The 15,290-nt window shown below is 44.0% G+C and carries 10 protein-coding genes; 5 read left to right on the top strand and 5 right to left on the bottom strand.

The features are described from left to right. Positions 1-7 precede the first annotated feature (7 nt). Positions 8-1,240 carry an HD domain-containing protein gene (locus WD077_11245; GenBank protein ID MEX0967805.1) on the bottom strand — a complete coding sequence of 411 codons (1,233 nt, stop codon included), beginning with the start codon at positions 1,238-1,240 and terminating at the stop codon, positions 8-10. Between the two features lie 70 nt (positions 1,241-1,310). Here WD077_11245 and WD077_11240 point away from each other — a divergent pair, with 70 nt between their 5' ends. The 4 genes from WD077_11240 (at position 1,311) to WD077_11225 (ending at position 5,721) form a co-directional block, all read left to right on the top strand. Further along, entirely contained in the window at positions 1,311-2,867 is a 1,557-nt protein-coding gene (locus WD077_11240) for a bifunctional response regulator/alkaline phosphatase family protein (protein ID MEX0967804.1), read from the top strand. A gap of 13 nt (positions 2,868-2,880) precedes the next feature. Next, the gene (gene tsaE, locus WD077_11235) at positions 2,881-3,309 is read left to right on the top strand and encodes a tRNA (adenosine(37)-N6)-threonylcarbamoyltransferase complex ATPase subunit type 1 TsaE (protein MEX0967803.1); all 429 of its coding nucleotides are present in this window, start codon (positions 2,881-2,883) and stop codon (positions 3,307-3,309) included. 246 nt (positions 3,310-3,555) lie between these two features. Next, on the top strand, positions 3,556-4,161 hold the full coding sequence (locus tag WD077_11230; protein MEX0967802.1) for a hypothetical protein: 606 nt from the start codon (positions 3,556-3,558) through the stop codon (positions 4,159-4,161). A 333-nt stretch (positions 4,162-4,494) separates the two neighbouring features. Then, complete coding sequence (locus WD077_11225) at positions 4,495-5,721, top strand: alanine dehydrogenase (protein ID MEX0967801.1); 1,227 nt, start codon at positions 4,495-4,497, stop codon at positions 5,719-5,721. Between the two features lie 439 nt (positions 5,722-6,160). Here the strand turns inward: WD077_11225 and WD077_11220 are convergent, their stop codons facing one another. The 4 genes from WD077_11220 to WD077_11205 all read right to left on the bottom strand — a co-directional run bounded on the left by WD077_11220 (position 6,161) and on the right by WD077_11205 (position 12,917). Next, entirely contained in the window at positions 6,161-7,063 is a 903-nt protein-coding gene (locus WD077_11220; GenBank protein ID MEX0967800.1) for a T9SS type A sorting domain-containing protein, read from the bottom strand. 53 nt (positions 7,064-7,116) lie between these two features. Continuing rightward, positions 7,117-9,912 carry a gliding motility-associated C-terminal domain-containing protein gene (locus WD077_11215; protein ID MEX0967799.1) on the bottom strand — a complete coding sequence of 932 codons (2,796 nt, stop codon included), beginning with the start codon at positions 9,910-9,912 and terminating at the stop codon, positions 7,117-7,119. Then, positions 9,905-11,704 (bottom strand): T9SS type A sorting domain-containing protein, encoded by a 1,800-nt coding sequence (locus WD077_11210; GenBank protein ID MEX0967798.1) that lies wholly within the window; start codon positions 11,702-11,704, stop codon positions 9,905-9,907. Before WD077_11210 ends, WD077_11215 begins: the two co-directional genes overlap by 8 nt. A gap of 187 nt (positions 11,705-11,891) precedes the next feature. Beyond that, entirely contained in the window at positions 11,892-12,917 is a 1,026-nt protein-coding gene (locus WD077_11205) for a T9SS type A sorting domain-containing protein (protein ID MEX0967797.1), read from the bottom strand. Positions 12,918-13,149: 232 nt separating this feature from the next. Here WD077_11205 and WD077_11200 point away from each other — a divergent pair, with 232 nt between their 5' ends. Beyond that, on the top strand, positions 13,150-14,640 hold the full coding sequence (locus WD077_11200; protein MEX0967796.1) for a hypothetical protein: 1,491 nt from the start codon (positions 13,150-13,152) through the stop codon (positions 14,638-14,640). Positions 14,641-15,290: the final 650 nt, after the last annotated feature.

Here is a 15,290-nt window from a genome sequence, read left to right as displayed (position 1 = left end):
GATCAATTCAGGCTTTATTGAGTTCCTTGGGATAGCAGAGAAAATACTTTTTCACTATTCCGCTTTGCACCGAGGAATAAGGATAATCTGAAGCCTGAGAAAAACCGGTGATGTCGCCATCTTTTTGCAAAATCATGATCTTGTTGGTTTCTGCATTGTAGGCATTGTTTTCAACTATATCAGAAAAAACAAAGTATCCTGCGTCTTCGAGAGGAATATTCCAATCAGTTACCATGGCGTATCGATATAATGCTATCCTGTCTTCAGAAAAGGGATTATCGGAAATTTCGATCTTGAATAATTGCCTGTTTACCAACCGCTGGCAGAGAAGAGAAAGTACAAGGTCAGGATGTTGGCTCCAGGCTTTAACAGATACCATGATGTCGTGGTCATCTAATCGCGCAAAGGTATCTAAAACTTTTGGATTTGCTCTAAAATCAGCGGCCTGCAAGGGTTTGTAAAGAAAAAATGCCAATGCGGGAGAGCAGAACAGCGCTTCTCCCTTTTCCGCCATTTTCCTGGCTCTTTGAAGAATTTTTACCAGCAGCACTTCCGCCCCTATTACTGTTTTATGAAGATACACCTGCCAATACATCAGCCGCCTGGCAATCAGAAATTTCTCAATGGAATATATTGCCTTTGCTTCCACCACCAGTTCGTCATCCACCACATCCATCATTTTAATAATGCGTTCAGAGCCAATAACGCCCTCAGAAACACCTGTGTAGAAACTGTCCCTTCTCAGGTAATCAAGCCTGTCCACATCCAGTTGTCCGGAAATAAGCTGGTTAAAAAACGGACGGTGGTAGCGGCCGTTAAACATTTCGATGGCCAGAGATAATGTTCCGTCCAATTCCCCGTTCAGCTTGCTGATGAACAAAGCCGAAATCTCCTCGTGCGTTATGCCTTGCACCAAAGTATTCTCCAGGGCGTGCGAAAAGGGGCCGTGGCCAATATCATGTAGCAGCACAGCAAGCGATACCGCTTCCGCTTCCTCATCTGATATTTTCACCTTTTTCATTCGTAACACTTCCAGCGCTTCCAGCAGCAGGTGCAATGCACCAATTGCATGATGAAACCGGGTATGCAAAGCTCCCGGATAAACCATATGCGTAAGGCCCAATTGCTTTATATAGCGGAGCCGCTGAAAGTAACGATGTTCAATGACCTTGAAAAGAGTGGCAGTAGGAATGGTAACGAAGCCGTAAACCGGGTCGTTAAATATTTTTGTTTGGCTCAACGATTACTGGTATTTGCCGTTGTTTTGTAACTGAAATTTCTAATAAAAAATCGCCAAAAATAGCGCAATAATGGATAAAATTAAGATACTGTGGGCAGATGATGAAATTGATCTGCTCAAACCCCACATCCTTTTTTTAGAGACAAAAGGCTTTGAGGTAACCGCAGTGACCAACGGTGCTGAAGCCGTTGAGGAAGCAACTGATAAATTTTACAGTCTCATCTTCCTGGATGAAAACATGCCGGGAATGACGGGGCTGGAAACGCTATACAAGATAAAGCGCATCAGGCCGGAAGTGCCGGTGGTAATGATCACCAAGAGCGAAGAAGAAATGGTAATGGAAGATGCCATCGGTTCGCAGATCAGTGATTACCTTATTAAGCCTGTAAATCCGAAGCAAATTCTGCTGACGGTCAAAAAGCTGGTGGATACCAAGAGACTGGTTAGTGAAAAAATCACCCTGAACTATCAGCAGGATTTCCGCGAACTGAGCATGAGCGTAAACGAACAACTGAATGCTGAAGAATGGATGGACGTTTATCGCAAACTTGTGCATTGGGATATCGAGCTGGAAAAATCGGATGACGAAACGATGAAAGATGTGTTGGTAACCCAAAAAAGCGAAGCCAACTCCAACTTCTCCCGTTTTGTGGAAAATAATTATGTGGACTGGATCAATGATCCTGACAACGCCCCCCTGATGTCTCCCCGGCTGCTGAGCAAAAAACTCATTCCGCTTCTGGATAATGGAAAGCCTACCGTTTTTCTGCTCATTGATAATCTGAGATATGATCAATGGCGAATCATGCAACCAAAGTTTTCTGAGCTTTTTAATATTAAGGATGACAGCACCTATTTCAGCATTCTTCCTACCGCCACCAACTATGCGCGGAATTCCATCTTTACCGGAATGATGCCTTCGGAAATTGCCAAACGCTACCCCAAGTTATGGGTAAACGATGAAGATGAAGGTGGCAAAAATCTGAATGAACAGGAGTTTATTGGAGAATACCTGAAGCGCGCCAGGAAAGATATCCGCTTCAGCTACAATAAAATTACGAACCTGGAGGCTGGCAAAAGCCTGGTGGACAATGCCTCAAATATCCTGAATAACGATCTGGCCGTAGTAATATACAATTTTGTAGATCTGCTTTCTCACGTCAGGACGGAGATGCAGGTGCTGAAGGAATTAGCGGAAGATGAGCCCGCATACCGCTCTCTCACCTTTTCATGGTTCGAGCATTCACCGCTCTACGATTTTCTGAAAAAAGTGGCTAGCAAGAAGGTGAACCTGGTGCTCACGACCGATCATGGTTCTGTGCGGGTAAAACGGCCCTCTAAAATTATTGGCGACCGAAACACCACCACCAATCTTCGCTATAAGCAAGGCAAGAACCTGAATTTTGACGCAAAGGCAGTTCTCCATGTCAAAGAACCGGATGACATTCTGCTGCCCGCTCCATTCGTCAGTTCCAGTTACGTTTTTGCGAAAGAGGATAACTATTTCGTATATCCGAATAATTACAATTATTACGTCAACTTTTTTAAGGACACCTTTCAGCATGGCGGAATTTCCCTGGAAGAAATGATCATTCCCGTCATCACTATGGAATCGAAAGGAAGCTAATCCAAACCCGGCAATGGCCGTAAAACAATGGCGCGCAAAAACTGAGAAGCAGCTTCATAATGCTGCACAGGAAATCCTGGACTATGCCGGTGGCAGGAAAAAATTTGCCATACAGGGAGCGATGGGTGCTGGAAAAACAACGCTCATCAAGGCTTTTTGCCACATCCTGGAAGTTCCTGATTCCGAAGTAAGCAGCCCCACTTTTTCGCTGGTAAACGAATATCAGGGCCAAAGCACCATATACCATTTCGATGTATACCGGCTAAGACAGGAAGAAGAAATGTATGATCTCGGCTACGAAGAGTACTTCTACAGCGAGGCTTACGTATTTATAGAATGGCCGGAACTGATCCCCGGCCTCATTCCCCCTGATTTTATGCTTTTCCGCATTACAGAGCAGGAGGATGGCAGCCGCCTGATAGCGCACGTCCTGCACCTCTGATCCCCACTATTCCATTTGCCCTGAATTTTTGTTTAATATTTTGAACATCTCCTGCAAAGGATGGCATAGATTTTAGTTGTACGAGCTATCATTTCAATAAGTATTTTTACGTCCGTTTGCAGAACTTTTATCTCTCTCGCTGCGTTTATCTATAATTCTGCAACCAACCGTTATCTCCCCCAAAACAAGCGCCCATTTTTCCTGAACGGCAGAAACAGTTGATCATCATGCAGCAAACCTATACCCGTGAAAAGATTTTTGTACCCTCCCGTAATTGCATTCATTGCCTCTGTAATAATACTTACTTCCTGTGAAAAGGAAGTTTTAGAACGTAAAGAATATTTCAGGGAAGATATCAACCTGCAAAAGGATCGCATGGAGCCGGAGTTTATCGGACTTCAGGCTGCGATAAATGAATTGGCAAAAGAACCTAAGATCAGGGCTTACAGCAATGTACAGCTTCGCGACCTCATTCCGGCAGCAACCCTGCGCGAAACCGGAATGACAGATACCACCCGGTACTATACGAACCCGGATGACTCCAGCCAATACCATGATTCCATCACTTTTGTCCCCTTCGATCAGTGTGATATTAGGAGCTATTGCGTTGTCTTTAGATTTTTCCAACGTGGCCCCAATACCATGCACGATATTGAGATCCTGGGTTTGGGACCTGTGTGGAAACCTGTGGAGAATGGCATAGAACAGCCCGAATGCCCGGTATATTTAGCCTCCATGGAGGACTTGCAAAAAACCATGAGCTCTGAAGAATATAAATGGTTGGAGTATTACCTCACCGCCTGGGTGCATGATGCCAGAATGCAAGCGCAGGCCTCAAGCCAGATGGATTAAATGCCTGCACCTCACCAGCAGATCATTTCCGGCTCGCTCTTGTTTTCTTTCTGACTTTCACTGGCGCTACCAGATGTTTCCGCAACAGGTCAAACCGTGGCGTCCGGAGAAAGAATTCTAAACACAACTTTCAAAATTGATTCGTGGATTTTTGTTGTGCCCGGCCAATCTTCCACTTTTACAAATTCTTTGCTCCGAAACGAACAACTTAATGCCTTATCCTTTCTGGTATTAACTTTCAGGGGCTTTTTACATCAGCCATTAATTCTGCACTTTTTTCTGCTAATCTATTTAAGAAGCTATACCTTTCTACGTTTTATAGAATGACGAGAGATGCCGACCAAACACAGATCAGGTTTTTATGAAATAGCCAAGCAGGCTGCATTACAACCAAAAGAAGCCCTTGCCGAGGTAAAGCGCAAAAAGCACCACCTCACCATTGCCATTCCGCGGGAGATCATCTACCAGGAAAACAGAGTGGGCCTTACGCCACATGGTGCGCAAATGTTAGTGGCCCGCGGCCATGAAGTGATCATGGAAGCCGGAGCAGGACTTGAATCCAAATTTTCGGATGAGGATTACAATGAAGTGGGCGTAAAGATCAGCTACGACCGCAAAGAGATATACCAGGCAGATATTGTAATGAAAGTGGCTTTCCCCTCTGAGAAGGAACTGGAGATGATGCCCGGCCATCAGACCCTGATCTCTGCGCTAACCTTACCGCTGCTTGGCGAAAAGCAACTCCAGATCCTGATGAAAAAGCAAATGACGGCCATCTCCTTCGAGTACATTCGTGATGAAGCCGGCCTGTACCCGGTTTTGCAGGCGATGAGCGAGATTGCCGGTATTGCGTCCATCACCATTGCTGCGGAATATCTGAGCAATGTATATCATGGCAAAGGCGTGATGCTGGGAGGCGTGTCAGGCGTGCCCCCTTCAGAGGTGGTAATACTGGGCGCAGGAACCGTAGGCCAGTTTGCCACCCGCACTGCACTCGGACTGGGCGCGCAGGTCAAGGTTTTTGATGATTCCATCTATAGAATGCGCAGAATGCAGAACGACCTCGGTACACGGGTTTACACCTCCATCATCCATCCTCATACGCTGGTAAAGGCGCTCCGCACGGCTGATGTTGCCATCGGAGCTATCCGTGCCAGGGAGGGCCGCACGCCATGCATCGTAAGCGAAGAAATGGTAATGGAAATGAGAGCCGGTTCTGTGGTGGTGGACGTAGCAATTGACCAGGGCGGTTGTTTCGAGACTTCAGAAGTTACGAACCATACAAAGCCCATCTACCTGAAACATGATGTGATTCATTATTGTGTGCCCAATATTCCTTCCCGGGTCTCACGCACCGCCTCTTATGCGCTCAGCAATATTTTCGCTCCCATCCTGGTAAGCGTGGGCGAAGCCGGTGGCATCAAAAACTATTTATGGGACAAAGAAAGCGTAAGGCATGGAGTATATGTATATAAAGGCAATCTTACGAATCGCTATATCGGAGAAAAATTCAATATTTCCAGCAAAGAAATTGATCTTTTAATCGCTGCAAATATTTAATTATATATTTATCATATTTAAAGGTATCCCTGATAATTCAATCTTCGTGTTGCTTTGTGCCTTAGCGCCTTAGTGTCTAAATTGTCTAAATAATAAGTTCCATTAATATAATTTAAGCTTAGTGTTACTTTGTACCTCAGAGTCTTTGTGTCTAATTAAAATTCTCCCTATAAATTTAAAAAAGTTCCACTAATAACCTAAACTTAGTGTTACTTTGAGCCTTAGAGCCTTAGAGCCTTTGTGTCTAATATATTTAAAAACAAAACCTCCTGACTACTTTGAGCCTCAGAGTCTTTGTGTCTAATTAAAATACTCCCTATAAATTTAAAAGAGTACCACTAATAATTTAAACTTCGTGCCTTAGCGCCTTTGTGTCTAATTTCTCTTATTAAATAACTTCGTGCTACTGCGTGCCTTTTAGCTTTAGTGTCTAAACCCCCTACTCCCTCAAATACAAAAACTTCCGCGTAACCGTGTGCCCCTCCCGGTTTGATAAAGCAATAAAATAAACACCCGGCCTTTCCAGCTTCAGGGGTATTGCAGTGGTTGCTTCAGGCAGGAGGTTGACCTGCTCCTGTTGCATCAATTTACCATCCGTATTATAAATAAAGCAATTGTATAGGCCCGCGTTTGAGGCTGATAAATAAATGCTATTATTATTTATTAAAAAAGTAACATCAGAAAGCACCGATTCTTCAATTCCTGAAGGGTCGTAACGAAACGAGTCGCACAACTTTATATCAGCAGGCTTATAAGAGAAATTCCCCTCATTATAGCAGCGAAGCCCATTGGGGCGAAAGCCACCATCAGCGTGTTCTATAAAGGGAATAAAATAAAGGTCAAAACCTATTTTCTCAATTAATCTTCCATCCATCCATCCCATCGCCCCTGCAAATTGAAAATTAAATGAAGTACCATTGATCATCTGTGTGCCGACAGAAGAAATGATCATTTCCATACTATCAGGATAGGGCGATGTATAATAAGTTTGCCTCAGCCGCAATGTATCACCGGGCATGGCCGTAAAGTCAAAAATCAAATGAAAGTCCCCCTGAAAATACTGATATACCATTCGCTGGTCCTGGCGAATGATTATGGGGTCAAGGTGCAAGGTCCGCGCGTCTGACATGTAAGTGGTGCGGGTAATGAGGCGGCAAGTGTCACCGGCAACCACAGTATCTTTTGTAGAAACCATGTGTTGATAGCCGTAGATGGCCGGCCTCGAAAAATCAACATCCATAATTTCATAATACCATTCTGCACCAATAGGCGCCCATTCCTGGGCTTGCATAGCGATAAAAGGGAAAATGATGAAGGTGAGCAGTCCTGTTAAAGTTTTCATAGTTCTTAGTTTAAATGGTTAATAAATTATTAGCCGGAAAGGTTCCACAACCCTCATCGCAGCAGCACAACCATCCCTTCCCGCACAAAGCCTTTTCCGGTGTGGCTGGCAGCGCTGATGCGGTATAGATAAGTTCCTTCCGGAGCAGTGCCTCCATCCCAGCCCTGAAAAGGATCATTTGTTTTGAAAAGCTCCTCACCCCAGCGGTTGTATACTTGCAGGGTATAATCTTTCAATGCGAGGGCAAAGGGCTGCCAGACCTCGTTGTGGCCATCTCCATTGGGACTGAACGCATTGGGAATAAACAGCACCGGCAGGTAGGGAACGCAGGCCACGTTGCTGTAACTCTGCTGACTGTTGCCATCTTTTTCCGTGGCGGCAATCCGGTAACACATTTCGTTCTGCTCCATTTTCAGGAAATCGTGGTCCTGGTATTCCAGCGCCAGGGTGGAGGTGGCATACGCCCAGGAGCTGTCCGGCAGGCGCATTTGCAGCGTATAATCTTCCACGCCCTGCTGCCATTCTTCGTAGGCATTCCACGTGAGGAGCGCGTATTCGTTTTCGATATTCTGGCCGGAGAGGAGGATGGTGCGGGCAATGCGACTGGGGGTGCTGCTGTTGTCGCAGCTATCGAAAGCGGCCACTTGGTAGGTGTAGCTGCGGTTTTCAGGCTGCACCGAGCGGTCACTAAGAAACAGGCTTTGCTGCTTCGGCAGTTCTTCCCCATCCTTAGTTACGCGGTAATAAACCGCGTTGGGCAATGGTTGCCATTCTACCAGCACGGTTTCATCCGGCTGCACGGTGGCGCGAAGCATTTCCACCGTGTCATCAGCCGTGAGGCCGGGCATTACGTGGACGAGCGCAGAATCTTTCGATATGCATCCGGTAGGGCCGGTGAGAGCCTGGACGATCTTAAAAATTCCGGGAGTTTGGTATACGACCGTTGGCTCCGCCACTGTATCGGACTGGCCGTTGCCGAAAGTGTACAGGTAACTGCTGATTAGTCCGGAGCTATTATCAGCAATTTCCACCTCCAATGGTGTACATCCTTCCAAAGGATCTGCTGTGAAACCTGCCTTTGGTGCGTCAATTATTTCTAAAATGCTGTCTTTAATAATTGTATCGGAGCAAAAGCCATTGCTGTAGATCATTGTAGCGTGGAATACCCCCGTATCGGCAAAGGCATGATTAAAGGCAAATACAGGCGCAATGGTGCCGGTAAAAGTGGAATCGAACCCATCGCTTAATTTAACTTTTAGAAATTCATTATTACTATTTATTGTATCTGTTTTTATTTGAATATTAAATTCTACATCTGCATAACGGCAATACTGGCTGTCATTAATAGAAAAATCAACTTCAGGCGGTGCAATATAAACTACGCTGTCGCTGGTCCAGGCTGCGTAGCCTGAAGGTTTTTGCGCCTTCATCTTAACGAAATACTTGCCTGTGGCTGGCCAGGCATATTTAGAAGTAGGGCCGCTCAAAGTATCAAAAGTAGAATCCCCGGTCTGGAAATACCAGGTAAACCGTGTGAACATGCTGTCGGAGGTGTTGGTGAATTCCACGCCCTCGCAGGTACGGGAGTGGGTGAAGGAGATGGGCCAGTATTCGTAGTTGGGTTGGAGGAACCATCCCATGCAACCGGCATCAAACGGTATCACGTTACTTAGCCCGCAAGCGACACCTCTTCTGTTCGGATAGTTTATGACATTAACCCCGGGTGATGTCATATATATCTTTCCATCCGGCCCCAAAGTTATGCTTTGAACATTTACACCTTTATAGAGCTGTTTTTTAAATTCCGGAACCAGATCCAATTTCGAGGCACTGGGAATGGGGTCATATAAGCTGTATTGATATAAATAATGTTCACTTAATTGATAAGGTATTATCCGGCCGTCAATGGTATCGAAGCCCCAGCCACTTCCGTAACCTGCAATATAAAAAAGCGAATCGTTGGGTGAAAAGCATAGACTATTAATTTGAACGTCCACCGAGTCTCCACTTGGCCGTGCCCAATACCATTGATCTAAAAGACGGCTGTTGGAAACATGGCCGGTTTGCTTATCGAAATCATAAACCGTAAGCGTTGCTTCGCCATTATCAACACAAGTAGTGAGATATTTTTCCCCTTGCCATGAAAACGTAGAGGCTATTTGAACCAACCGTGGCTGCGTTATGCCGTGTTGTGGTGCAATGGTCGCCACGGGTTGTTTCAACCCCTGACGTGTAAACTCGAAAGCCAGCACGCTGTCTCCGCTCCGGCCAACGATCCAATAGCTTCCATCCCCCTTGGGAGTATAGATGATGTCCCGAATGTCGCCTTTCCATGCCAGGACGTCCCGTTCTGCAATTTCAAAAGAGTCAGGTCCCAGTTTTTTAATTTTTGAATAGTAGAGGCCAGGGATGCTATTCTGATAATAATCCGCATCCAAGTCATTCCAGTACTCCATATAAATACTGAACAGATACCATTCGTCTTTTAGCCCTGGCAAGATGATCTTGGCGTTCCAAAATGAACCGGTCCATTGGGCGCGGATCGCAATGATACTATCACCTCCAGGTATAGGTTGATCATGAGCATTATAGAGTCCTAAGGGTTCATCTCGAAATCTTTTATTTAAAGAAAACAACTGAAAAACCAAATTACCGGTGCTATCAGAATAGTACTGTCCGGCAATACTGTAGCGCTGCAGGCAGTTGGTCATTACCGGAGGCTGGCTGCTAAATGAAAGTTTATTTCCCCAATCATGCCACAAGTGGGTTTGGGGCTGCGCTTTGGCAGCCCCCAAACCCATCTGTAGAAGGAATGTTATTAAAGCTATTGTCCGAATATGCTTAATCATTTACCAATACCTTGGTGGTCAAAAGTTGATTATCGCTCGTGGTGAGAATAAACAAATATATTCCTGGTGTCAGGTTATCCGGCAGATTAATCTTTGTAATGTCATAACCCGACTGCGCTGCGATAAGTTTGCCTTGCGCATTGATGATGGTAAGATTCAGAATCTTTTCTGAAGAAGAAAGGGTGACAGTAGTACCCGGCCGGGAAGGATTGGGAAGGATAGTAATGACAGTGCGATCATCTCTGGTAGCAGGGCTATTAATACCCGTTTCTGGATCACCTGGACACCGAAGTTCATCACAATTCACTGAGCATCCGTCAGCCACAGGTGAAACCGTAAAATTTGAATTTACGACTGGTTTATTTACAGCGGTGGCATATTCTGCACAAAATTTATATTCCATACTGCTGTTGGGGTTTCCCGGCTCAACAAAGATGTCATAATCAGGGGCAGGGGGAGGTGGGCCTGTTTTAGAAAAGGTGTTTAGGTGGATTTCACGGGTCGTACCCACGGTTGCGTCATTGGTAAGATACCAGTCATAGTAGAAATCTTCATAATCGTTGCATTCAATGAGCAAGCCACCATTCGGGCCATCAATGTAGTTAGCGTAAGATTCCTCATGGGTGCTGCCATTGTCCTCAAAGAAATTACGATAAATGCGGCTATATCCAGTACCGGTATTATTAATCCTAATAAATTCCTGTTTCCCATTTCTATCTGCGATGAATTCGTTGTCAGTTATCACAAATTTCTCAATGGCATCAAATGAAATAAACCTCTTTACATGGGAAGCGGGAGTAGTAAACCTTGCATCAAAAGTGAAATGGTTAAAGTTGAATGTGTTGTTCTTTCCAATAACGCAAGGCTTCTGTTTATGCTCAGGAGTATTAGGATCAATCTTAATATTGTTTGCCGAGATGTCCAGATGATTGGTATGAAAGTCAGTGTAGGCAACGGTAAAAAGATCCTCTGTGGGGGATGGGTTTTCTATCAATATACCATAAGAAAGGGTGTTAAAAGAGCTGCGTATTGGTGTTCCATCATACTTAGGACAGTTGTATTCATCCCTATCGTTGTCGGCATAGACATAGGCGTTGAATCCTGTTTGATGCACTAAAAAATTTGAACCTATTATTTTAATTCCTATACCTCTGGCCTTTTCATCAACAGTCAGATCATAGGGATCACCATCCGCATTGTTAAAGATACAACCAGCTATTTCAAAACCGGCTACGTCCCATAAAAAAATGAAGCAACGTCCTGAATAATTTGTTTCGTTATACCAAGGTTCATCCCAAGCAAAGTAGCAGTCTTCCACCAAATTTGCAATATTCTCTGGAGGGCCCTCATAGGTATAAGAGGAGCTCTGAATTGAATGTCGATTATTAATAAAATTGCACTTTTTTGCCACAATTATTCCCCCATTCACGGACTCAATGCCATTGGACATGTCCCTGAAGGCTGCATTAGTCGCTTTGACTAAGCCTTGTGCTGAATAATAGTTGTCTAAGGCATAGGTACCGGTCCCGGTACGTTGGCGTTCATAATTAGTGCCTTGTACCAAAATTCCTTTCCAGGAATCAGAACTGGTACAGGCTGAGGACAATGAAAGGGTTGTACCTGGGCCTTCAATGATTAGCTTGCCCCCCGCCCTGACAGTAATCAGAACATCCTTGACAATCTCAATATTATCATTAATTGTAACGGTAGATCCGCTTAATATAAAGATATCCTGATCTAGGCAATTGGTGTTTGTCAGGTCAGGTCCTGGCCATGTTAGGGTTCCTGCCACGTCCCGTTCAGTTGGTGATTTTTTTGTGCAATTACATTGCGCATGCAAATTAGCAGTTCCAAAGATAAGCATTAGTGCTTGAATCACAGCCGCAAAGGTTAGCAGCTTAATGAATGATTGGTAATTAGAATTTTTCATAATGTAATAAATTTATTGGATTGTGAGTATTGATGACTGATTTGGCACTTCATGGCGAAGTCCTTATTATTGACATCCGCCTGATAATGACTTTGGAATTGGATCGCCAAAGCAAAAGATATATCCCTGGCCGAAGATCGTCCACATTAAGTTTTACCATGGAAGAATTGGGTAAGAAATGGATCGTCCTGATGCTTTGTCCTTTTATATCCATTAAGGTAATCTTGCCTTTTGCGGCTTCGTCAAACACTATGGTCAGATGATCTGTAGCCGGATTCGGATATATCTGTATTGTTTCTTTCTGTTCATCGGATAACCCTAAAGTACCAGGAGCCTCTATTGCCTCTATGCGATAAATCCGTCCATCAATTTGTGCCATTACATCCCGCATGTCAACACCGGCCGGAATGTCTACAATGAAATGAAGCCCGCCCGCAAAGCCCACCATAGAGTCTGCATAGCTTTGAAGGAGAAAGTGAGCCGGTTGAAATGCGCCCGTCAGGAATATCTGATCGTCCTTTAGTGTGGCCGTGGATTGCCATATGATATCAGAAACTTCGAATACTGTATCCTCATCCTCATCTGCTTCCCAGACCACCACTGATAGTGTTGATGCAGCAATTCCTTGCCGGTCGGCAATAAGTTCAGCAGCCGTAAGATCAAGGGTTACTTTGTTGGCGCCATAATCCCAATGAGCTTTTAGTGTTCCTTTGGCTGTTGCGTTACCATCGTTTTCGAAAGTTCCTCTTACCATGCCGCTCATTCCTGACCCGGCTGAGGCAAGGGCATAACAATAGCTACTTTCCGTTAGGGCTTCTATGTACGAAGTATGACATGAATAGTCTGAAATTGTCTGTTGAATTCCTGAATTATCAAAAGAAACTGCACCATAGATGGTCTGGCTGCTATCTGTACAGGTGTCACCGCGCTGGGCAGATATAAAGCCGAAGAAAACACTACTTATATTGACTCCGCCATAACTATCATTAATAGGGGGAAACCGGGATTCATCTATTACCGATTGGCTCCATAACGATATGGGTAAAAACAGGGTGAAGAGGGCTGATCGAAACATGGATAAAATTTTTTATGGCCCGAAGAACCTTCTTCCATTTCATTTTATCAGGTACAAAAAGCATCAATTTATAACGCTGTAAGAAGTATCCCTACAGACCTTCAAGGTTTTAGAAACTTAAAAGGTATTTTTATTCAGCTGCTAAACCCTCCAAGGGTTCTGAACCCTTGGAGGGTTGGTTCCACTACCTTCATCTTTATTAGTTTTGTAGTCAACCCTTAAAAAGCTATTTATGAACACCCTTAAATCCTTGTATCGGCTCCTTTCCCGTAAGCGGCTCAGGAAAATCGAAGTGCTGAGTGATGAAGCGGGCAAATCCTCCTCCCAAGCCTTAAAATTTTACCGGTTGCTGAGCCAGGCTAATATTGAAACCGATGATGACCTGGCAATGGCCCTTTTCGGCAAAAAGCCAGATGACCAATTCCGGATGCTGAAAAAGCGCGTGAAGGCATTAATGATGAACAATGCCTTCTTTCTGGATATGGAAAAAACCGGTTTTCCGCCCCGGCTTAAGAAAATGCACGAGTGTAGCCGGAACCTGCATGTAGTGAAGATGCTGATATTTACGGGCAACATAAAAGGGGCTTTGGAGATAGCCGAAGCAACACTGCCTGCTGCCTTGAAATTTGAATTGTGGAATGAGGCTATTCCCCTGCTAGGATATTTAAAAAGCATTGCCTCCAGCCAGCACGACCGGAAAAAGTATAAGAACTATGTGCTGCTTTTAGAAAATGCCATGAATGCCCAGCAGGCAGATTACAGAGCTGATATATTAAAAACAGATCTGGAACTTGATATGCGCACACCGGGAGCGGTGCCTTCCGCACAGTCAGAAAAAGCATTGAAAAGCGCTGGAATAATAGAAGAGTCATTAAAGCATCAGAAAACATTTCATTCCAATTACATTTATCTTTTGCTGAAAAAATATGCCTTTACACTGGCTGATGAATATGATGCTGCCTCCGTGGCAATTAAAGAAATGCAGGGGCTTTTTGAATCAAGGCCAACTTTTGTTTCACCTGAACACTGGTCGGATTTATATAGCAGTAAACTTTATGTAGCATTGTACCAGGCCGATTATGCCCTGGCCAGATCAGCGGCAAAAAAAGGGATTGCCATTACACCCAAGGATGGCATGATGTGGTTTGTCTTTCACCGCTATTACTTCCTTGTGCTTATGCATGCAGAAGATTATAAGGAGGCATTAAATATTAATAATGAAATACTCAATCATCCTGATTTAAAAAATCAGATTGAAGCAAATAAAGAAGAATGGCAGATATACAGTGGGTATGGACATTTAGCCCAAAATATTTTTCTCCATGGCAGCTCGCAAAATAAACTGCGTATACATAAATTATTAAACGAAATAATTATTTATCGCAATAATAAGGAGGGCTTGCATGTGGCCGTACTGGTTCTCGAGGTCCTATATTACTTGATGAACAAAGAGTTATCAAAAATCACAGACCGGATAGAGGCATTTCGCCAATATAAAAAGCGCAACCTAAAAATTGCAGAAACCACACGTGTTCGGGTTTTTATTGATCTTTTAATTTTAGCTGAAAAAAATTCTTTTAATAAAGAAAAGACCGCAAAGTCCTCCATTGGCCTTTTGAAACAGCTCAGGGAAATTCCACGCGGGCCGCAGGGCAATATCGAGAATATCGAGATTATTCCATTTGAGCGGCTGTGGCCGTGGGTGGTGGATCAGTTGGTATGACTTAAACACAAAAATATTAACCACTACGAACACAAGGAACGCACAAGGTTCACGATGTTTTATATTATTAGTGTCCATTGTGAAAACTCCTTGTGTGCATTGTGTTAAAAATATTAACCACCAGGGACACAAGGAACGCACAAGGTTCACGAAGGTTTTTATTCTTAGTGTCCATTGTGAAAACTCTTGGTGTGCATTGTGGTAAAAAATATTAACCACTACGAACACCAGGAACGCACAAGGTTCACGATGTTTTATATTATTAGTGTCCATTGTGAAACTCCTGGTGTGCATTGTGGTAAAAAATATTAACCACTACGATCACCAGGAACGCACAAGGTTCACGAAGTTTTATATTATTAGTCTCCATTGTGAAAACTCTTGGTGTGCATTGTAGTAAAAAAAATATTAACCACTACGAACACCAGGAACGCACAAGGTTCACGAAGTTTTATATTCTTAGTGTCCATTGTGAAAACTCCTTGTGTGCATTGTGGTAAAAAATATTAACCACCAGGGACACAAGGAACGCACAAGGTTCACGAAGTTTTATATTCTTTGTGTCCATTGTGAAAACTCCTTGTGTGCATTGTGGTAAAAAATATTAACCACCAGGGACACAAGGAACGCACAAGGTTCACGAAGTTTTA

This window comes from Bacteroidia bacterium, assembly GCA_040880525.1.
Classification (GTDB): Bacteria; Bacteroidota; Bacteroidia; order CAILMK01; family JBBDIG01; genus JBBDIG01.
Note: the sequence above shows the minus strand (reverse complement) of the source record. Positions and strands in the feature narration are given on the sequence as shown.

Coding starts and splice junctions, on each gene's coding strand:
- WD077_11240 (MEX0967804.1), top strand. CDS start 1,311: ATGGATAAAATTAAGATACTGTGGGCAGATGATGAAATTGATCTGCTC.
- tsaE (MEX0967803.1), top strand. CDS start 2,881: ATGGCCGTAAAACAATGGCGCGCAAAAACTGAGAAGCAGCTTCATAAT.
- WD077_11225 (MEX0967801.1), top strand. CDS start 4,495: ATGCCGACCAAACACAGATCAGGTTTTTATGAAATAGCCAAGCAGGCT.
- WD077_11220 (MEX0967800.1), bottom strand. CDS start 7,063: ATGAAAACTTTAACAGGACTGCTCACCTTCATCATTTTCCCTTTTATC.
- WD077_11215 (MEX0967799.1), bottom strand. CDS start 9,912: ATGATTAAGCATATTCGGACAATAGCTTTAATAACATTCCTTCTACAG.
- WD077_11205 (MEX0967797.1), bottom strand. CDS start 12,917: ATGTTTCGATCAGCCCTCTTCACCCTGTTTTTACCCATATCGTTATGG.
- WD077_11200 (MEX0967796.1), top strand. CDS start 13,150: ATGAACACCCTTAAATCCTTGTATCGGCTCCTTTCCCGTAAGCGGCTC.